Source organism: Photobacterium carnosum (assembly GCF_021236965.1).
Lineage (GTDB): Bacteria > Pseudomonadota > Gammaproteobacteria > Enterobacterales > Vibrionaceae > Photobacterium > Photobacterium carnosum.
The window spans coordinates 18,240-38,128 of sequence record NZ_WMDN01000013.1; the positions used below are offsets into that span (position 1 = coordinate 18,240).

The window sequence follows — 19,889 nt, forward strand, 5'->3', positions numbered from 1 at the left end:
TAGAACAGAGTTGTGTTATGACGATTTATTCTTCGTCTTCACTCTCTTCTTCATCATCTTCATCTGACTCGAAATAAGTACCCCAACCGTCATAATCGATGCTGTACTTTTCAGCCAATATCATTAACTTTTCAGCTTGTTCATCAATTAATTCGGCATTTAGAGCTGATTCCATTACGGCATCAAAACATACAACCTTGCCACCGCCGTCTTCAGGATCAAGTTCTAGCTCTTCTGCTTCTAAAACATTAAAACCAAGTTTAAATGCTTCAGCGGCAGCAGCTTCTAGTTCTTCAAATGTGTCTGCAGAGAAGTGGTGCTCAATAGTATAAAGCGCCTCTGGCTCACTGCCATCTTCAAGTAACGCGGCAATAATTTCGCGAGTTTCTTCTTTTTGCTCTGCAATCAATTCTGCGTAAGACATAGTATCACTCTACCTATGGAATAAATTTGCTGGCAAATATCGCATGGTTTGCACTCAATTACCATATCTTACGCGCAAGCCTAGTCTAAATTGATCTTAATCAATACTTAAGTCATTAACGCCAACGCCTAATATACTCATCGCTATGCATAATATTCCACCACGATAATACCGACTATGCTGCGATAACCGCAATTCTGCGCTATATATTAATCTTTTGTAATATTATTCGCATAGACACCCAGTTTTTTCACACTAATATCCCGTGTTTTAAAATGGCACTTTCATCACTCAATATAAATGCAAACAATTTGTGAACAATCGTTGAGTTAGTAATCAAATTCCACTTTAGAATCATTGTGCCCCATAGCCCAATGAGACTATTTATGACCTATCTACCACCGTGATATTAAGTAGCACTATTTTTCAATTAGTTACATTTATTGTTTGTGCCCCTCTTTTTTCATAAGTGATCATTCTCACTCATGCAGACAAACACACCTTATGGTTGTCACTAACCGACGGTGCAGGAGATAACCATGACGACACACTCTGAGATTAAAACCGAAAAGAAAAGCTTTTTTTCCCAATTAAAATTTCCTTCTGCTTATACCATTTTATTTATGTTAATTGCTTTTGTTGCCGCCCTCACATGGGTTGTACCTGCGGGGCAATACGATCGTGAAATGAATGCTGAACTCGGTAAAGAAGTTCCAATTACAGGCACTTATAAACCAGTTGAGAGTAATCCCCAAGGCGTTGTTGATGTATTACTCGCACCAATAGATGGTTTTTATAACCATGAATCTTATGAAGCCGCCGCTATTGATGTGTCATTATTTATCTTAATTATCGGTGGATTTTTAGGGCTAGTAACAAAAACAGGAGCCATTGATGCTGGTATTGAGCGTGTCACCGCTCGCCTGCATGGTAAAGAAGAGTTAATGATCCCTATTCTGATGGGTCTGTTTGCCGCGGGCGGTACCATTTATGGTATGGCAGAAGAATCATTACCTTTTTATACCTTATTAGTACCTGTGATGATGGCGGCACGGTTTGATCCTCTCGTCGCCGCGGCAACGGTGTTACTAGGAGCAGGTATTGGTACATTGGGCTCGACAATAAACCCATTTGCGACAGTTATTGCTTCTAACGCTGCAGGAATACCGTTCACTGATGGCATTATGTTACGGATTATCATCCTAACCGTCGGTTGGTTAATCTGTGTCGGTTATGTCATGCGTTATGCAAAAATGGTGCGTGACGATAAAACCAAATCAATTGTGTATGACCAATATGAACAAAATAAAGTGCATTTTTTAAGTAATCAATCGGACCAAATGCTTGAATTCACTACCACTCGTAAAGTTATTCTGACTATCTTTGGACTATCGTTTGCGGTAATGATTTATGGGGTTGCTATTGCTGGTTGGTGGATGCCACAAATATCAGCCATGTTCCTTGGCGTTTCTATTCTCATTGGCTTCGTGTCACGAATGAGTGAGGAAGATTTTTCAACCAGCTTTATTGATGGTGCGCGAGATCTGCTTGGAGTAGCGTTAATTATCGGTATTGCGCGCGGTATTGTGGTGATAATGGATCGCGGTATGATCACCGATACTATTTTAAACTCAGCCGAGCATATCGTTACCGGACTTTCAGCGGTCGTGTTTATCAATGTGATGTATATATTAGAAATACTACTGTCATTTTTAGTTCCATCAACCTCAGGGTTAGCCGTGCTGACCATGCCAATTATGGCTCCATTAGCTGATTTTTCAGGCGTCGGACGCGAACTCGTTGTTACGGCTTACCAATCTGCTTCTGGCGTAGTCAACCTAATCACACCAACTTCAGCTGTTGTAATGGGTGGATTAGCCATCGCACGCGTACCTTATATCCGTTGGCTAAAATGGGTCGCACCATTATTAGGCATTATTATTGTATTTACGATGGTGGTTTTAAGTATTGGCGTAATATTAGTGTAACACGCTAATTTAACCTATAAATCTATATCCTTTATTAAAACCGCCTACGGGCGGTTTTTTATTACTTGTTATAAATATAGTCACATTATTTATTAGCAATAATAATAACGTCCTAGTTATTTATCTTATGCGTTAATTAATACTTAGACTTATTTTTTAAAACGTATTTATTTTTCTAATCTTCTAATCTTCTAATCTTCTAATCTTCTAATAAAACAGAAATTATATTTAAAATCATCAAATAAATATAATTTAAAACATATTTAAATTTAAAAAATAACAAAATAACAAAATAAACAGCCATCACAAAAAACACTTAAAGACATTATAAAAAAAATAAAAACACTTGTTATTTAATATATCTACGCATCTTATTTGAATAATATTCGCCACGATTAAAACTTAATTTAAAAAACAAACTGCATAAGATTTCATATCAAAATAAAATATACTTTAAAAACAATGATATAAAAACAACATTTCTCTTAAAAAAACATGACAACTACATAATAAATCAGTAAATATCATTATTTTTTTATTGTTATTTTTCGTAAAAAACCACTACCGCATAACTAAGTCATTAATAATTAAAGTGTGATAATGATCTTATACAAATAAAACTAACCACGTAGAATCAATTACATAAACAACACCCAATACTTATTTAACGCTTCGTAACTTTAAACATAGCCATCATTAATAGGCATAAAAATAGAGGGATACTATTATGGGTAACTTTTATGTGGGTTCGGAAATAGGTCAACTACGCCGCGTACTTATTCATCGTCCAGAGCGTGCTTTAAATAATCTAACACCATCAAACTGCCAAGATTTATTATTTGATGATGTTTTATCTGTTGAAAAAGCAGGTCAAGAACATGATGTATTTGCTAATACTTTACGCCAACAAGGTGTTGAAGTTTTATTATTACAAAATATGTTAAGCGAAACATTAGCTATTCCAGAAGCAAAAGATTGGTTGCTATCAACTCAGATATCAAATTACCGTTTTGGTGATACCTTTGCTAATGATATTCGCTGTTTCTTGGCTGACCTTCCGCATACTGAACTCGCTTCAATTTTATTAGGTGGTTTAAGTTACGCAGAATTGCCACTGCAATCATCATCGATTATGCAAAAAATGCATTCGCCTTGTGATTTTATTATCAAGCCATTACCTAATCATCTATTTACTCGTGATACCTCATGTTGGGTGTATGGCGGTGTTTCTATCAACCCAATGGCAAAAGAAGCACGTCAACGTGAAACAAACCATTTACGGGCAATTTATCGTTGGCATCCAACTTTTGCAGGCCAAGACTTCATTAAGTACTTTGGCGATGAGCAAAATGCTTATGACAAATCTACCATCGAAGGCGGTGATGTTTTAGTGCTAGGTAAAGGCAGCGTGTTAATCGGCATGTCAGAACGCACCACAGCACAAGGGGTTGAAGCGTTAGCAGCCAGCCTATTTAAACACGGTCAAGCCAAGCAAGTCATTGCAATGGAATTACCAAAGCACCGTTCATGCATGCACCTTGATACCGTGATGACACATATGCGTGAAGATACCTTCTCTGTTTACCCAGAAGTTATTCGTAAAGACGTCCAATGCTGGAGCTTAACGGGCGATGCTTATGGCAACGTTAAAGCTAAAGAAGAAAGTTATTTTGTTCACGCTATCGAAAAAGCCTTGGGCGTTGATCAACTTAATCTAGTTACTACTGGCGGTGATGGATTTGAAGCAGAACGTGAACAATGGAACGATGCTAACAACGTGTTAACTGTTAGCCCTGGGGTGGTTATTGGTTATGAGCGTAACACTTACACCAATGAAAAATATGATAAAGCAGGCATCACTGTTTTACCTATCCCTGGTGATGAACTTGGTCGTGGTCGTGGCGGCGCACGCTGCATGAGCTGCCCAATTGAGCGTGATGGTATTTAACCCAATAAAAAAGGGCTGGTGCGACTATCGACCAGCCTCTAATAAACGAGGAGATACACGGCTATGACGAAACAAACAGTTGTTGTTGCCCTAGGTGGTAATGCCTTACTACGTCGCGGTGAGCCTTTAGAAGCTAGCATTCAACGTCAAAATATTGCGACAGCGGCAAAAACCATCGCGGAAATTGCACTGCAATATAATGTCGTACTCGTTCATGGTAACGGCCCGCAAGTAGGATTACTGGCACTTCAAGGATTGGAATATAAAAAAGTGATGCCTTACCCATTAGATGTATTGGGATCAGAAACACAAGGCATGATCGGCTACATTTTAATGCAAGAACTTAAGAATTTACTACCAGAGCTAGATGTCTCTTGCATGCTTACTCAAATGCTCGTTGATCCGCAAGACCCAGCATTTGCTGATCCAACTAAGCCTATTGGCCCTGTATATCAAGAAGCTGAAGCGCGTGAATTAGCCGAGAAGTTTCAATGGACAGTTAAAGCTGACGGTCAATATTTCCGCCGTGTAGTACCAAGCCCACAACCAATTGGAATTATTGAATGCGATGCTATCGAAACCCTAATTAAACGCAATCACTTGGTTATTTGTACTGGCGGTGGCGGTATTCCCGTTAAACGTGAAAACAACAAACTTATCGGTGTCGAAGCAGTAATCGATAAAGACATGTCAGCCGCTTATCTCGCCAAGCAATTAAATGCCGATGCGTTACTTATTTTAACTGATACTGATGCGGTTTATCTCGATTGGGGTAAAGCAACCCAGAAAGCGATCACCAGTACCACCCCACGCGCATTATCACAGTATAGCTTTGACGCTGGATCGATGGGACCCAAGATTGAAGCATCATGTGAATTTATCAAGCAAGGTGGGAAATTTGTCGGTATCGGCGCGCTACATGACGGATTAGAGATTCTAAAAGGCCAAGCTGGAACAAATATTATCGCGGATAAGTAGAATATTTATTCACAAATAACAAGAAATAAGATACACATATTATTAACATTTAATATTATTGAGCAACTCAACCATAACATAACAAGATTCAGTCGAAGAGATACTGAATTTTAAGAGGGATACATCATGGCTTTTAATCTTCGTAATCGCAACTTCCTAAAATTACTTGATTTCACTCCTCGTGAGATTCAACATTTACTTGAGCTTTCAGCTGAATTAAAAAAAGCGAAATACAATGGTTATGAGCAACCACGCCTTAAAGGTAAAAATATTGCACTGATCTTTGAAAAAACATCAACCCGTACTCGTTGCGCATTTGAAGTTGCCGCTTTTGACCAAGGTGCTCAAGTTTCTTATTTAGGCCCTTCTGGCTCTCAAATTGGCCATAAAGAATCAATGAAAGACACCGCTCGCGTATTAGGCCGTATGTATGATGGTATTGAATACCGCGGTTTTGGACAAAATATTGTTGAAGAACTTGGCGCATACGCAGGGGTTCCAGTATGGAATGGTCTAACAAATGAATTCCACCCTACTCAAATTTTAGCTGACTTTCTAACCATGCAAGAGCATGGCCGTGGTAAAGCATTACATCAAATATCATTTGCTTACCTTGGTGATGCGCGTAATAACATGGGTAACTCATTGATGGTTGGCGCAGCGAAAATGGGGATGGATATTCGCCTCGTCGCACCAAAAGCTTTCTGGCCTGATGCTGAACTTGTCGCTCAATGCCGTGAAATTGCAGCTGAAACTGGGGCTAAAATCACCATGACCGATGATGTTCAAGAAGGAGTTCAAGGCTGTGATTTCCTTTATACCGATGTTTGGGTTTCAATGGGTGAAGCCAAAGAAGCATGGGCAGAGCGAATCAATTTAATGTTGCCCTACCAAGTAAACATGGCAATGTTACAAGCAACAGGTAATCCGCATGTGAAATTTATGCACTGTTTACCCGCTTTCCATGGCGAAGATACCACTATTGGAAAAGAGCTTGCTCAAGCTTACCCAATGTTATCTAAAGGGGTGGAAGTAACCGATGAAGTGATTGAATCAGACCACTCAATCGTGTTTGATGAAGCAGAAAACCGCATGCACACCATCAAAGCAGTAATGGTTGCTACATTAGGTAATTAAACCACCAACCTAATTACGATATCCTTTAATTCTTCTGCCGCTTATTAGAGCGGCAGTTGCATATTATTGCAGCTATAAAATTAAAAATAATATAAAAACTTTATTTTTCAAAATACTAAAAATAGAAACACAAAAATCTGTCATTCCTAAAATTGCATAAAAATCCGCACATTAAATAGTTAACGCAAACGCTTGCGTAACAAAAAATAGACGGTATAATCCTTCCAATTTGCCTAGCAAGAGATAAAAAATGAACCTAATCATAAATACCAAATTGATTCGCTGTAATCATCCGTTGATAATGGTTTGTTGTTTTATTTTTATTCTTTTTCAAAAAAAAGCCTCCTTTTAATAGGGGGCTTTTTTTTGCCTAAAATTTGGCAAACACAATGATAACAACCGTTTTTTAATTTAATTTAACCATCATAGGGAAAGAAGCCATGGCTAATTCGCTGTTTAAAAAGCATATTATTTCCATCTCCGAGCTTAATCGCGCTGAATTAGAGCTTATTATTGGCACTGCTGCGAGACTAAAAGCCGAACCTAACCCGACCTTACTTAAAAATAAAGTCGTCGCAAGTTGCTTCTTTGAACCATCAACCCGTACCCGTCTTTCTTTTGAGACTGCCATTCAGCGCTTAGGCGGTACAGTGGTAGGGTTTGATTCACCAGGAAATACATCATTAGCCAATAAAGGTGAAACACTGTCAGATTCAGTCCAAGTGATCACCTCTTATGTCGATGCATTCGTTATGCGTCACCCACAAGAAGGGGCTGCACGTTTAGCGTCTGAGTTTTCTAATGGTGTTCCAGTGATCAATGGTGGTGATGGTGCTAATCAACATCCAACCCAAACCTTGCTCGATCTGTTTACGATCCATGAAACTCAAGGTCGACTTGATGGCATTAATATCGCTTTTGTTGGTGATTTAAAATATGGCCGTACCGTACACTCATTAACCCAAGCATTATCAAAATTTAATGATGTTAAATTCTTCTTTATTGCCCCTGAAGTACTGGCAATGCCTGATTATATTTGCGAAGAGTTAGATGACGCAGGTATCAGTTATAGCCTGCACAACAACATGGAAGATGTTATTCCTGAATTAGATATTCTTTATATGACACGGGTTCAAAAAGAACGTTTTGATGAATCTGAATATGTACATATGAAAGCAGCTTATATCCTAACAGCTAACATGTTGGAAAGTGCACGCGACAATCTAAAAGTCTTGCATCCACTACCACGCGTTGATGAGATCACCGTTGATGTAGATAAAACCAAATATGCTTACTTCTTCCAACAGGCAGAAAATGGTGTTTATGCGCGTCAAGCGCTACTTGCTCTTGTACTTAATGAAAACCTATAGAAGAGGCGTGACAATCATGGTTAAGGAAACCCAACTTAAAGTTGAAGCAATTAAAAACGGCACAGTTATCGATCATATTCCGGCTAATGTCGGCATTAAAATCCTTAAATTATTTAATATCAAAGGAACGAATGAACGCGTCACTATTGGTCTTAATTTACCCTCTTCAGCATTAGGTACTAAAGATCTAATCAAAATTGAAAATGTGTTTGTCACTGAAGATCAAGCCAATCAATTAGCGCTCTATGCACCAAAAGCAACTGTTAATCAAATTGAAAACTACGAAGTGGTTAAAAAGCTTAATTTATCACTGCCTGAATTTATCAGCGCTATTTTTAAATGCCCCAACAGTAACTGTATTTCACATGGTGAACCAGTAAATAGTGGCTTTAAGGTACTGACTAAAAAAGCAGATATTCAATTAAAATGTAAATACTGCGAAAAAGTATTCTCACGTCAAATCGTGACTGAATGTAATCACTAAAAAGTCGATAAGTAACGTATATACCCAGCAAATACACTTTCAATGAGAAAGAATAATAAGTATGCGCTGGGTATTTTTATCTGCATTCAAGAAACGGTTAACTCAACACAATCTATAACGTTAACCCCCATCACATTATTATCATTCACTAGAGTAACTTCATATAACGTTTGTTATTTGGTGATAATGGTCATATCTACACTATATTATAATTGCTATTATCAATATGCATACGTGCGCATTAAAGATGACCTATATCGTCTAATCCGTTATTGATCCATATCTCGCCAAGGAATGACCTCAAATGGATATCCAACCCCCATCAATCGACCATAATTATTGTAATGATAATATGACATCAGCATGTAAACGCTTATTACAACAGCAAAGTTTTACAACGCAAGATGATATTCGGTATCAGTTAATTGAATTAGGCTTTCACGATATCAGTCAATCAACAGTGTCACGGTTATTATTGCGACTCGGGGTAGCCAAAGTACCCAATGCTGCGGGGAAAAAAATTTATTGCCTTACAGCAGAGAATGAGCCAATTAAAATTAACGCTTCTATTGCGTCACAAGTTGAATTTATCAGCCATAACCAGTTAGTGGTTGTTATAAAAACCCACCCAGGTAGTGCACAATTAGTGGCACGGTTAATTGACATGCAGCCCCATGTGGATATTTTAGGGACGATTGGCGGTAACGATACCATCATGGTTGCGCCAAAAGATATTACTCGAATTAACGAATGCCTACAGGTAGTAAAACAACGCTTAGGGCTGAAATAGCTATTGATAACGATGATCATTAGTTGAATATAAGCGTTATTGCCCCCATATTAATTAACACTTAAAGACTATTATTTTGCCTTTTAATGATCATAAAATAGGATAAATCATGACAAAAATTCTTCATACAGAGCAAGCACCAGCGGCAATCGGTCCTTACGTACAAGGTGTTGATCTTGGTAGCATGGTACTAACATCAGGTCAGATCCCGATTAATCCACTAACAGGTGAAGTTGCAGAGGACATTGCAGCTCAAACACGTCAATCATTAGATAATGTTAAAGCGGTTATTGAAGCATCAGGCTTGTGTGTTGCTGATATCGTGAAGATGACTGTATTTGTTAAAGATCTAAATGATTTTGGTGCAGTAAATGAAGTTTACGGTGCATTTTTTGATGAACACAATGCGCCTTACCCTGCTCGCTCTTGTGTTGAAGTTGCGCGTCTACCTAAAGATGTAAAAATTGAAATTGAAGCGATTGCAGTACGTAAATAATCGTCAAAAAAGCGATCACGAGACTGAAATCAGTGATCGCTTTTTGTTCTTCATCGTAACAAGAATTACGATTGTTCCACTACAGCTAATACTTGCGCAAACCACGCAGAAAAAAGCTGTGGCGCTTGCTGTAATTGTAATTTCAACTCCGCCGTAGACCACCAACGATAAGCCATTACTTCCGCAACATTAGGCGTAAACACCAATCCATCACCATTAGCTATCAGCACATGATCTAACTCGTGTTCAATTAACTGATTATCCAATTCTGCGTAATAACAAAACTGACCTACATCGGTTAACTTAGTCGACAACGTAATGCCCATTTCTTCTTGTAAGCGACGAATGCCAGCTTGGCTAAACGACTCATCTTGACGAGGATGGGAACAACAAGTATTGGTCCATAAACCACCACTATGATACTTCTCTAATGCGCGTTGATGTAACAAGTATTCACGCCCAGAAGGAGTATCACGATAAAGTAATACTGAAAAAGCCAAATGCAATACGCCCTCACGGTGAGCTTGCATTTTTTCTTGTAAGCCAAGTTCATGGCCTTGCTCATCTACCAATACAACATATTCTTCAGTCATGATTATCTTCTACTCTTATCTCAAAATATTGTTCATCGTTATTGAGTAACAATAAAACAAAACAAGGACATGTTTATAAAACATGTCCTTGTTAATGATGCTCATATTATATCTTTTAGCTATGATTATTAAACGTTTAAATAAATACGATTAATGTTTGTTACGCTGAGCAACCTCTTGATCTAATTCTGCTAGCTTCACTGCCATTAGATCACGACTTTGGGTTAATAAGTTACGAACATCTTCTTTACCCAAACCAACCGTCGCAATCGGCTTCATAACTTCGACAATTACAATACCATTATCCCAACGATTGAGTTTTACCTTATCGGTTGAACTACATACAATTGGCACAACAGGAACTTGAGCACCGATGGCGGCATGAAATGCACCCGTTTTAAACGGTAGTAAACCACGGCCACGAGAACGTGTACCTTCAGGGAACATCCACACTGAGACTTTATTTTTCTTAATTTTATCGACAACTTGACCAATTGTACCTACCGCTTTACTACGATTAGCACGATCAATTAAAATATTTCCTGTGATCCAGTATAGTTGCCCAAACAGTGGGATCCAGACTAAACTTTTTTTACCTACCGTTACTGTACGCTGCATAATCGCACCAGATACAGTAAATAAATCATAAGTATTTTGGTGGTTAGCAATATAAACCGCTGGACCTACTTGATCCGCACCTTCAGCGTAACGGATTTCAAGCTTAATTCCGACCACGCGTGACATCTTGCTAAAAAGTCGTCCAAAAGTATAAACATGTTTAGGATTACGTGGACTAAATAAGCAATAACCACAACCAAAGACAAAAGTTACAATCGCAAAAATTGCAATCGCAATCATGCGTAAAATATAAATCATTCCAATACTCCTCAGCGTTCAAGTGTGGGTAAATATAAATAAATCACACTCGTTATGTGTAACCATAATGCTATCGTTAGCAACATAATTAACGCATATAAATCATTTAAAAAGCCCTCATAAATATGAGGGCTTTATTGTATATATCATCAACATTAACGGTCAGTTAATTGATCATCAGTCGCTGTCTGTGGCGAATCAATTTCAATATCTGTCACTCGTTGCAAGCCACGAGGCAACATTGAACCTCTACGCCCTCGTTCACCTCGGAAGTTTTCAAGATCACTTGGTTTCAAACCTAACTTACGTTTACCAGCATACAAGGTGACATGGCTATCTGCGGTGATAACCGTTAAGTAAGATAAGAATTCTTCACGCGCTTTTGCGCGTGCTGATGGAATATTAATGATCTTATTACCCTTGCCTTTGCCGAGTTGTGGCAAATCTTTAATTGGGAATAATAACATTCGGCCTTCATTGGTAATCGCCATAATCTGATCTTTGTTAATATCAGCAATCGGTTGAGGTGGCAGTACTAGTGATTTTTCAGGTACGGTTAATAAGGCTTTACCGCTCTTATTTTTTGATACCATATCGCTGCTCTTACAAATAAAACCATAACCTGCATCTGATGCCATCAACCATAACTGATCATCATCAGCCATCATAACCTGACGCATATGAGTGCCCGGAGTCAGATTTAAACGGCCAGTAATCGGCTCACCTTGACTACGTGCTGACGGTAAACTATGAGATTCAAGTGCATAACTACGACCATCTGAACCTAAGAATATCGCAGGTTGATTACTCTTACCTCGCGCATGGGCAAGATAGTTATCGCCTGATTTATAATTAAGTGTATTAGGATCAACATCATGCCCTTTCGCATGGCGGATCCAACCTTTTTCAGACAATACAACAGTGATCGTTTCGCTTGGAATTAAATCACGCTCAGTCATTGCTTTGGCTTCTGCGCGCTCAACCAATGGAGAACGACGATCATCACCATACTTTTCAGCATCAGCGATCATTTCTTTTTTGATCAAGGTATTTAAACGACGTTCAGAACCTAATAGCGTTTCAAGCTGCTCACGTTCTTTAGCTAATTCGTCTAATTCACCACGGATCTTAATTTCTTCAAGTTTGGCTAACTGACGCAGTTTTATTTCTAAAATTGCATCCGCTTGAGTCATACTCAAAGCAAAGCGTGACATTAATTCCGCTTTAGGATCATCTTCACTACGAATGATCTCAATCACTTCATCAATGTTTAAATACGCCGCTAATAAACCTTCTAAAATATGTAATCGAGCAATCACTTTATCTAAACGATACTGCAAACGACGACGTACCGTATTACGACGATATTCAAGCCATTCTTTAATGATTGTCACCAAGCCTTTAACTTGTGGACGACCATCTAGACCCAACATATTGATATTTGCACGAAAGCTTTTTTCTAAATCTGTCGAGACAAATAAGTGATTCATCAACTGATCGCAATCAATACGATTTGTACGCGGTACAATCACGATTCGAGTTGGATTTTCATGATCTGATTCATCACGTAAGTCTTCTACCATTGGCAGCTTTTTGGCACGCATTTGCGCCGCAATTTGCTCCAATAATTTGGCACCTGATGTTTGATGAGGCAACGCGGTAATAACAATATCACCGTTTTCTTTATGCCAAATAGCACGCATTTTGACGCTACCACGCCCAGTGGCGTACATCTTCTTCAAATCAGATTTTGAAGTAATAATTTCAGCTTCAGTCGGATAATCAGGACCTTGCACAAATTCCATTAATTGTTCAAGGTCAGCATTGGGATTATCAATCATGTGCACAGCAGCATTAGCCACTTCACGCACGTTATGCGGCGGAATATCCGTCGCCATACCCACAGCAATACCTGTAATACCGTTTAATAAGATATGAGGTAAACGTGCTGGCAGTATTTTAGGCTCAAGCATAGTACCGTCAAAGTTAGGTACCCAATCAGCTGTGCCTTGATTTATTTCAGCTAATAATACTTCTGAAAAACGCGATAAACGTGATTCGGTATAACGCATTGCAGCAAAAGATTTTGGATCATCAGGCGCACCCCAGTTACCTTGGCCATCCACTAATGGATAACGGTAAGAGAATGGCTGTGCCATAAGTACCATCGCTTCATAACACGCAGAATCGCCGTGTGGATGGAATTTACCTAATACGTCACCAACAGTACGTGCTGATTTTTTATATTTTGCAGTAGCACTCAAACCTAACTCTGACATCGCATAAATAATACGACGTTGTACTGGTTTTAAGCCGTCACCAATAAAAGGCAACGCACGATCCATGATTACATACATGGAATAGTTTAAATAAGCGTCTTCAGTAAACTTTCTAAGTGGAAGCTGTTCAACGCCATCCATAGAGACATCAGTCATCGTGAGATAATCCGTCTTAAATAATGCGATTCGGCAAACATAACGTTTGCCGATTTAAAAATGATATACGTGGGGATGAATTATACTTCCGCCATATCGCCTTTGCTTTGTAGCCAATGGCGACGATCTTCTGCGCGTTTTTTACCGAGTAACATATCCATCATTTCATTGGTTTTACTATCATCGTCAATAGTAAGTTGTACCAAACGACGGGTATTAGGATCCATGGTAGTTTCACGTAATTGCAGTGGGTTCATTTCACCCAGACCTTTAAAGCGCTGCACGTTGATCTTACCGCGCTTGCCTTTTAAACGCTCCAGAATGGCATTTTTTTCAGCTTCATCTAGTGCATAAAAGACCTCTTTACCCAAATCGATACGGTAAAGGGGTGGCATAGCAATAAAGATATGTCCTGCTCGTACTAAGGCTTCAAAGTGCTTCATAAATAAGGCGCACAACAAAGTTGCAATGTGCAAACCATCGGAGTCCGCATCGGCAAGAACACATATTTTACCGTAACGTAGACCACTTAAATCATCACTATCAGGATCAATACCCAATGCGATTGAAATATTATGGACTTCTTCCGAAGCCAATACCTGATCAGATGACACTTCCCACGTATTCAATATTTTACCGCGTAACGGCATAATCGCTTGGAACATACGATCACGGGCTTGTTTTGCCGAACCGCCCGCCGAGTCACCTTCTACCAAGAATAATTCAGTACGATTTAAGTCTTGTTGGGAACAGTCAGCTAATTTACCCGGCAATGCAGGGCCTGAAGCTATCTTTTTACGAACAACTTTTTTACTGGCTCGCATACGACGATGGGCATTAGCAATACAAACTTCTGCCAATAATTCAGCAAGTTGTGGGCGCTCATTAAGCCATAAACTAAAGGCATCTTTTACTACACCAGAAACAAATGCCGCACATTGACGTGACGATAAGCGTTCTTTGGTTTGACCTGCAAATTGTGGATCCTGCATTTTAACAGATAGCACGTATGCACAACGATCCCAGATGTCATCAGCGGTAAGTTTTACTCCACGCGGTAACAAATTACGGAATTCACAGAACTCACGCATCGCATCAAGTAAACCTTGGCGCAGGCCATTAACATGCGTACCACCTTGCGCAGTTGGAATCAGGTTAACGTAACTTTCAGTGATCAGTTCGCCACCTTCAGGTAGCCACAATAACGCCCAATCAGCCGCTTCTGTCGCACCACTAAAGACACCTGTAAACGGTTCTTCTGGCAGTAAGGTATAGCCTTTAACACCTTCGGCTAAATAATCATTAAGACCATCCTCATAGCACCAGGTTATTGTTTCATCAGTGATTTTATTAGTGAAAACAACTTCTAAACCAGGGCATAATACCGCTTTTGCTTTCAAGTTACTTTTAAGACGGGTAACTGAAAACTTAGCACTATCAAAATATTTTGGATTTGGCCAAAAATGGACTTTGGTGCCTTTAGCACGGCGACCACAAGTGCCAATTACTTCTAATTCAGAGACTTTCTCACCGTTTTCAAACGCGATTTGATATACCTGACCGTCACGTTTGACGGTCACTTCAACGCGATCAGAAAGGGCGTTAACAACTGAAATACCTACCCCATGCAAACCACCTGAAAATTGGTAGCTTTTACCCGAGAATTTACCTCCGGCATGCAATTTACAAAGAATAAGTTCAACACCAGAAACACCTTCTTCTGGATGAATATCTACTGGCATACCACGGCCATCATCAATCACTTCTAATGATTGATCGGCATAAAGAATGACTTCTATTTTACGGGCATGTCCAGCCAAGGCTTCATCGACACTATTATCGATAACTTCTTGGCCAAGGTGGTTAGGTCTTACCGTATCGGTATACATACCTGGACGGCGGCGTACTGGCTCAAGGCCATTTAGAACCTCAATGGCTCCAGCGTTATAGCTTTGATCTGTCATATCACGGAAATTTACGGGAAAATTTTGCAAAAAAAGTCAGTAACCCTCGCGTTGTTGCCAAGCGAGAGCCAGCGGAAACTCACAATTAGTGAGTAGCCTCTCTTTTCTTATAATGAAAAAGAGGCGTAAACAAGGTATCTATTTTATGCTAATACGCATAACTTGATTTATAGGGTAGCCTATCTCATTACTCAATGAACAGATAAGTCAGGTTATAACCCTAAGAATTGAAGAATGGTGGCGGGAAAACGTTCAAAATCACAAAAACCATGATCACCATTAGCTTCTATTGTCAGCTTACAGTGTGCATATTTTAATGCTGCTTGGCGATAATCAAGTACCTCATCACCTTGCTGTAATAGCACCCACAACCGTTGTGGTTGAGTAATATTGCTCACCTCGAGAGCTTTTAACTCATCAATGTGTTGTATTTCCAACACATAATTTTCACCACTATAAGGATTCTGTTGTGGCCCAAGATAGTCAACTAGCAGTTGATAAGGCTTAACAGCAGGGTTAACTAACACTGCTGGCAACTGATAATGCTCACTGAGCCAGGCACTTAAATAGCCCCCCAAAGAACTACCGACAACACCGATGGTATAACGGTCGTTATATTGCTCAATCAATTGCGCCAGATATTGACTCGCTTTTGCAGGATAACTCGGTAATTGCGGTGCTATAACCTTAATATCCGGTCGATGTTCACGGCAATAGGTTATCATTTGTTGGGCTTTCAATGATGATGGTGAACTATTAAAGCCATGTAAATAAATCAATAACGATGGCATCAGTACCCTTCAGCATCAAGTTTAGGTTTAAATTGATCACCGCTAATACGATGAACGCTAGTGATTATTCGACCGTCTTTAGTTAATTCTAAATAACGCCAACCAGGATTGTTATGATCTAAAGCAAAATCATCAGAATCAGGCATAAATTGGATGCACGTTGATGGTGTCGCCAACACACGTACACCATGATAAGTACGATCTAAATCCTGATGAATATGACCACATAATATCGCTTTCACTTGCGGATAGCGATCAATCACATTCCATAAACCACTATTGTCATGTAGTTTGTGTTGATCCAACCACGCACTGCCAGCTTCAAGTGGATGATGGTGCAATAAAACTAGCGCATGTCGTTCAGGATAACAAGCAAGAGCTGTATCTAATAATACTAACTGAGCCTCATCTAGCTCACCATGTGGTACACCTTTTACTTGGCTATCCAATAAAATCATTTGCCAATGCTCACCCACTAATACCTGTTGTTGTGGCTTAATCTGCTCACTCGGTAAAATGGACTGCATTGTTGGTTGAAAATCATGATTACCGGGTAGCCAGAAACACGGTTGTGACCAACGTGAAATACCATCAGCAAAACGCTGATAAGAATAAGGGGTGTGATCTTGAGAAATATCACCAGTAGCTACGATGGCGTCAAAATGACGCGCGGCAATATCTACCCCTGCAAGCACGGCATGAAAACTGTCTTTGGTTGCCACGCCAAGCAAAGTGCCTGAACCATTGGCAAACAAATGAGTGTCGGTAATTTGCAGAAGAACCACACTTTCGGGGTTGGTCTGCGGCAGCGAATAGGTCTGCAAAACGTCAAAAACCTTGTCTATTCTGAGCAATTAAGTTCAATTAACAAACGGATTGTTTACTAAGCCCGTGGCGTAAACAATGCTTCAACCAGTCACCTAAGAAAAGGTTGACTTGATGTTTCTCATTTTTTTGGTGCATACGCAAGTTTGGGTAATCATATATTGGCTTGAGTCGAGAAATCTGCTGTACAGCACACACTTCTGCTACCCTAGCATCATGATATAACCGTACCGTTAATAAGGGAGATAAATAATCAGCTACCTTTTCACTCTCAAGCAAACCTAAGGTTATTACCGTGGTATAACGTGTTGATTCAATAATTTCCAACTGATACACATCATCACACACGAGGTATACAAGCATATCCCCAACCATATCACTACGTGGCAATAGCGGTAAGAGTTTAGCATAATTAGTTTCATACAAGCGCATTAGGCTTGTCAAATCAACAGTATACCTTTTATTCAAATCATTCCCCTAGGATTATACAATACTTTATTTTATACCTGTCGCAAACGTTGATGATGTAATTGCAGCCATTGTAATGCGATAATTGTCGCTGCATTTTCAATTTTACCAGATTCTAACCATTGGTAAGCCTGATTTCTTGAAACAACATGTACTCGAATATCTTCGGATTCACTCGCAACCCCGTGTATCCCTTGGGCTAAACGACTATCAACTTCACTAATAAAAATATCAAGGATTTCAGAACAACCACCTGAACTGGATAAATAACGGGAGATTTTTTCGGTTTTACCTAGAACTAATCCCGACTCTTCCGTTGCTTCTCGGCGTATCACTTGTTCTGGAGACTCATTCTCATGATCAAGCATACCTGCCACAATTTCTAACTGCCATGGCTGACAATTAGCCGCCAGTGCACCAATACGAAATTGCTCAATTAATACCACTTGATCCAGTACCGGATCATAAGGTAAAACCGCAGCGGCATGTCCACGTTCAAACAATTCACGCTCAAACTCACCACTCCAACCACCAGCAAACAACTTATGCCGTAAACGATATTTAACCATTTTAAAAAAACCGTCATACACCGTTTTAGTTGATAAAACCTCAACATCGTTACCATTAAAAGCGGAAGACACAGGTAAACAGTCTAATTTTTTCTCCATTCTTTTTCTCCATCGACACTAAATACCAATTAAAAGTTAACCAATCCCCAAAGAGATAGTACCAAAATTAAGTTATATTCCTTTCACTCATACTTTAAGTGTAATATTTCACTTTTAGTGTTTAAACAATTAAATATCACGTATCTTTTTGACACGCTGTTTATTAAATCGATTACAATAAGTTTATTATTGAATGTTAGAATACAGTCATTAAGTAAAACTACGTAATGATCAGTTTCAAGCAAGCCTGCTTCAGGTAAACTGCCGCTTGCACTATTTATACATTCCCATTTTTGTCAGCAAGACCAGGAAAGGCATCCATGAAAAAATTGCTTCCAATCATTATTAGCCTTGCAATTGGCTCAATTAGTCAATCAGCATCGGCTGACGATCTCGCTCAGATTTATCAGCAAGCCAAGCAAAATGATCCACAACTTCTAAAAGCCGCGGCCGATAAAGATGCAGCTTTTGAAGCAATCAATTCTTCTCGTAGTACGCTTTTGCCTCAAATTAACCTTTCTGCAGGCTACAATACTTATTACCTTGATGCCAAAGATAGCAAAGATAACGGTTTTAATGCGGGTGTTACATTAAGCCAATCATTATATAATCGTGCGAGTTGGGTTGGCCTTGATATTGCTGAAAAAACAGCACGTCAAAGCGATGCCACTTACGCCGTTTCTCAACAAGGCCTTATTTTACGCGTATCTTCTGCATATTTTAATGTATTAAAAGCACAAGATGACCTGAAATTTGGTGAAGCAGAAAAAGCAGCGGTTGGTCGTCAATTAGAACAAATGAAACAACGTTTTGAAGTAGGTCTATCGGCGATCACTGATGTTTATGACGCTCAAGCACAATACGATACGGTATTAGCATCAAATATTGTAAAGAAAAATACCCTTGCTAATAACTATGAAGAATTACGTGAAATTACTGGTCATGCTTATTCATCATTAGATCCATTAAATACTGCTAGTTTCTCAGCCAGTAAGCCAAAACAAGCGGCTGACAGTCTAGTTAAAGATGCTGAAACAGAAAATCTGACCTTATTAACGTCGCGTATTGGTCAAGATATTGCTCGTGATAATATTTCATTAGCAGATTCGGGTCACCTACCAACATTATCGTTTGAGTCCGGTTATCAATATGATGATACCAGTAGTCAAATGAAACCCGATCAAGGTAACCTAACCGCTGGTATTAAAATTGACTTACCTGTTTATAGTGGCGGTAATACTACCTCTCAGGTAAAACAAGCCCAATATAAATATGTATCGGCAAGTGAAAATCTTGAAGCGCAATACCGATTAATCGTTAAAAATGTACGTAATTACTATAACAACATTAATGCGACAATTGGTTCAATCAATGCATATAAGCAATCTGTTGTTTCTGCGAAATCTGCTTTAGAGGCAACGGAAGCAGGTTTTGATGTAGGTACACGTACTATTGTTGACGTATTAGACTCAACCCGTAGTTTGTATTCTGCTAATAGTGAACTTGCAAATGCACGTTATGATTACATTCTTGCACAATTACAACTAAAGCAAGCGGTAGGCACACTTAACGAACAAGATGTGTTAGATATTAATTCAGGTTTAGTACAAACTAAATAAACCATTAATATCGATATAAAAAAAGCGCCTAACGG

18 protein-coding genes are annotated in these 19,889 nt (G+C 39.2%); 9 read left to right on the forward strand and 9 right to left on the reverse strand.

Annotated elements, in window-relative coordinates:
- Positions 1–25: 25 nt before the first annotated feature.
- Positions 26–424, reverse strand: coding sequence for a ribonuclease E inhibitor RraB (gene rraB, locus GLP24_RS12825; RefSeq protein ID WP_101769256.1), 399 nt, complete (start codon positions 422–424; stop codon positions 26–28).
- A 539-nt stretch (positions 425–963) separates the two neighbouring features.
- On the opposite strand from rraB, the gene GLP24_RS12830 reads away from it, so the two are divergent.
- The 8 genes from GLP24_RS12830 to GLP24_RS12865 all read left to right on the forward strand — a co-directional run bounded on the left by GLP24_RS12830 (position 964) and on the right by GLP24_RS12865 (position 9,615).
- Positions 964–2,412 carry a YfcC family protein gene (locus GLP24_RS12830; protein ID WP_101769255.1) on the forward strand — a complete coding sequence of 483 codons (1,449 nt, stop codon included), beginning with the start codon at positions 964–966 and terminating at the stop codon, positions 2,410–2,412.
- A gap of 727 nt (positions 2,413–3,139) precedes the next feature.
- Positions 3,140–4,360: an arginine deiminase gene (gene arcA, locus GLP24_RS12835; protein ID WP_232616118.1), complete on the forward strand. Its 1,221-nt coding sequence runs from the start codon at positions 3,140–3,142 to the stop codon at positions 4,358–4,360.
- 63 nt (positions 4,361–4,423) lie between these two features.
- On the forward strand, positions 4,424–5,338 hold the full coding sequence (arcC, locus tag GLP24_RS12840; RefSeq protein WP_101769253.1) for a carbamate kinase: 915 nt from the start codon (positions 4,424–4,426) through the stop codon (positions 5,336–5,338).
- Between the two features lie 126 nt (positions 5,339–5,464).
- Positions 5,465–6,475 carry an ornithine carbamoyltransferase gene (locus GLP24_RS12845; RefSeq protein WP_101769252.1) on the forward strand — a complete coding sequence of 337 codons (1,011 nt, stop codon included), beginning with the start codon at positions 5,465–5,467 and terminating at the stop codon, positions 6,473–6,475.
- Positions 6,476–6,915: 440 nt separating this feature from the next.
- The gene (pyrB, locus tag GLP24_RS12850) at positions 6,916–7,845 is read left to right on the forward strand and encodes an aspartate carbamoyltransferase (protein WP_232616119.1); all 930 of its coding nucleotides are present in this window, start codon (positions 6,916–6,918) and stop codon (positions 7,843–7,845) included.
- A 16-nt stretch (positions 7,846–7,861) separates the two neighbouring features.
- Positions 7,862–8,329 carry an aspartate carbamoyltransferase regulatory subunit gene (gene pyrI / locus GLP24_RS12855; RefSeq protein WP_101769250.1) on the forward strand — a complete coding sequence of 156 codons (468 nt, stop codon included), beginning with the start codon at positions 7,862–7,864 and terminating at the stop codon, positions 8,327–8,329.
- A gap of 304 nt (positions 8,330–8,633) precedes the next feature.
- Entirely contained in the window at positions 8,634–9,119 is a 486-nt protein-coding gene (locus GLP24_RS12860; protein ID WP_101769249.1) for an arginine repressor, read from the forward strand.
- Positions 9,120–9,228: 109 nt separating this feature from the next.
- Positions 9,229–9,615, forward strand: coding sequence for a RidA family protein (locus tag GLP24_RS12865; RefSeq protein ID WP_232616120.1), 387 nt, complete (start codon positions 9,229–9,231; stop codon positions 9,613–9,615).
- 65 nt (positions 9,616–9,680) lie between these two features.
- Here the strand turns inward: GLP24_RS12865 and idi are convergent, their stop codons facing one another.
- From idi to nudF, 8 genes are all read right to left on the reverse strand, one after another.
- A complete protein-coding gene (gene idi / locus GLP24_RS12870) occupies positions 9,681–10,208 on the reverse strand; it encodes an isopentenyl-diphosphate Delta-isomerase (protein WP_101769247.1) in 528 nt (175 codons plus the stop codon).
- Between the two features lie 150 nt (positions 10,209–10,358).
- Complete coding sequence (locus tag GLP24_RS12875) at positions 10,359–11,084, reverse strand: 1-acylglycerol-3-phosphate O-acyltransferase (protein ID WP_101769246.1); 726 nt, start codon at positions 11,082–11,084, stop codon at positions 10,359–10,361.
- A gap of 155 nt (positions 11,085–11,239) precedes the next feature.
- Positions 11,240–13,519 (reverse strand): DNA topoisomerase IV subunit A, encoded by a 2,280-nt coding sequence (parC, locus tag GLP24_RS12880; protein ID WP_101769245.1) that lies wholly within the window; start codon positions 13,517–13,519, stop codon positions 11,240–11,242.
- Positions 13,520–13,599: 80 nt separating this feature from the next.
- Positions 13,600–15,483, reverse strand: coding sequence for a DNA topoisomerase IV subunit B (parE, locus tag GLP24_RS12885; RefSeq protein ID WP_101769272.1), 1,884 nt, complete (start codon positions 15,481–15,483; stop codon positions 13,600–13,602).
- Between the two features lie 212 nt (positions 15,484–15,695).
- On the reverse strand, positions 15,696–16,274 hold the full coding sequence (gene yqiA, locus GLP24_RS12890; protein ID WP_232616121.1) for an esterase YqiA: 579 nt from the start codon (positions 16,272–16,274) through the stop codon (positions 15,696–15,698).
- Positions 16,274–17,098, reverse strand: coding sequence for a 3',5'-cyclic-AMP phosphodiesterase (gene cpdA / locus GLP24_RS12895; protein ID WP_101769243.1), 825 nt, complete (start codon positions 17,096–17,098; stop codon positions 16,274–16,276). Before cpdA ends, yqiA begins: the two co-directional genes overlap by 1 nt.
- Positions 17,099–17,138: 40 nt before the next feature.
- Positions 17,139–17,567 (reverse strand): DUF1249 family protein, encoded by a 429-nt coding sequence (locus GLP24_RS12900; protein ID WP_101769242.1) that lies wholly within the window; start codon positions 17,565–17,567, stop codon positions 17,139–17,141.
- Positions 17,568–17,599: 32 nt separating this feature from the next.
- Positions 17,600–18,235, reverse strand: coding sequence for an ADP-ribose diphosphatase (gene nudF / locus GLP24_RS12905; protein ID WP_101769241.1), 636 nt, complete (start codon positions 18,233–18,235; stop codon positions 17,600–17,602).
- A 320-nt stretch (positions 18,236–18,555) separates the two neighbouring features.
- On the opposite strand from nudF, the gene tolC reads away from it, so the two are divergent.
- Complete coding sequence (gene tolC, locus GLP24_RS12910) at positions 18,556–19,854, forward strand: outer membrane channel protein TolC (protein WP_152653977.1); 1,299 nt, start codon at positions 18,556–18,558, stop codon at positions 19,852–19,854.
- The last annotated feature ends 35 nt before the right edge of the window (positions 19,855–19,889 follow it).

Coding starts and splice junctions, on each gene's coding strand:
- GLP24_RS12845 (WP_101769252.1), top strand. CDS start 5,465: ATGGCTTTTAATCTTCGTAATCGCAACTTCCTAAAATTACTTGATTTC.
- parC (WP_101769245.1), bottom strand. CDS start 13,519: ATGACTGATGTCTCTATGGATGGCGTTGAACAGCTTCCACTTAGAAAG.
- pyrI (WP_101769250.1), top strand. CDS start 7,862: ATGGTTAAGGAAACCCAACTTAAAGTTGAAGCAATTAAAAACGGCACA.
- tolC (WP_152653977.1), top strand. CDS start 18,556: ATGAAAAAATTGCTTCCAATCATTATTAGCCTTGCAATTGGCTCAATT.
- arcA (WP_232616118.1), top strand. CDS start 3,140: ATGGGTAACTTTTATGTGGGTTCGGAAATAGGTCAACTACGCCGCGTA.
- arcC (WP_101769253.1), top strand. CDS start 4,424: ATGACGAAACAAACAGTTGTTGTTGCCCTAGGTGGTAATGCCTTACTA.
- GLP24_RS12865 (WP_232616120.1), top strand. CDS start 9,229: ATGACAAAAATTCTTCATACAGAGCAAGCACCAGCGGCAATCGGTCCT.
- yqiA (WP_232616121.1), bottom strand. CDS start 16,274: ATGCCATCGTTATTGATTTATTTACATGGCTTTAATAGTTCACCATCA.
- pyrB (WP_232616119.1), top strand. CDS start 6,916: ATGGCTAATTCGCTGTTTAAAAAGCATATTATTTCCATCTCCGAGCTT.
- nudF (WP_101769241.1), bottom strand. CDS start 18,235: ATGGAGAAAAAATTAGACTGTTTACCTGTGTCTTCCGCTTTTAATGGT.
- GLP24_RS12860 (WP_101769249.1), top strand. CDS start 8,634: ATGGATATCCAACCCCCATCAATCGACCATAATTATTGTAATGATAAT.
- idi (WP_101769247.1), bottom strand. CDS start 10,208: ATGACTGAAGAATATGTTGTATTGGTAGATGAGCAAGGCCATGAACTT.
- GLP24_RS12830 (WP_101769255.1), top strand. CDS start 964: ATGACGACACACTCTGAGATTAAAACCGAAAAGAAAAGCTTTTTTTCC.
- parE (WP_101769272.1), bottom strand. CDS start 15,483: ATGACAGATCAAAGCTATAACGCTGGAGCCATTGAGGTTCTAAATGGC.
- GLP24_RS12875 (WP_101769246.1), bottom strand. CDS start 11,084: ATGATTTATATTTTACGCATGATTGCGATTGCAATTTTTGCGATTGTA.
- rraB (WP_101769256.1), bottom strand. CDS start 424: ATGTCTTACGCAGAATTGATTGCAGAGCAAAAAGAAGAAACTCGCGAA.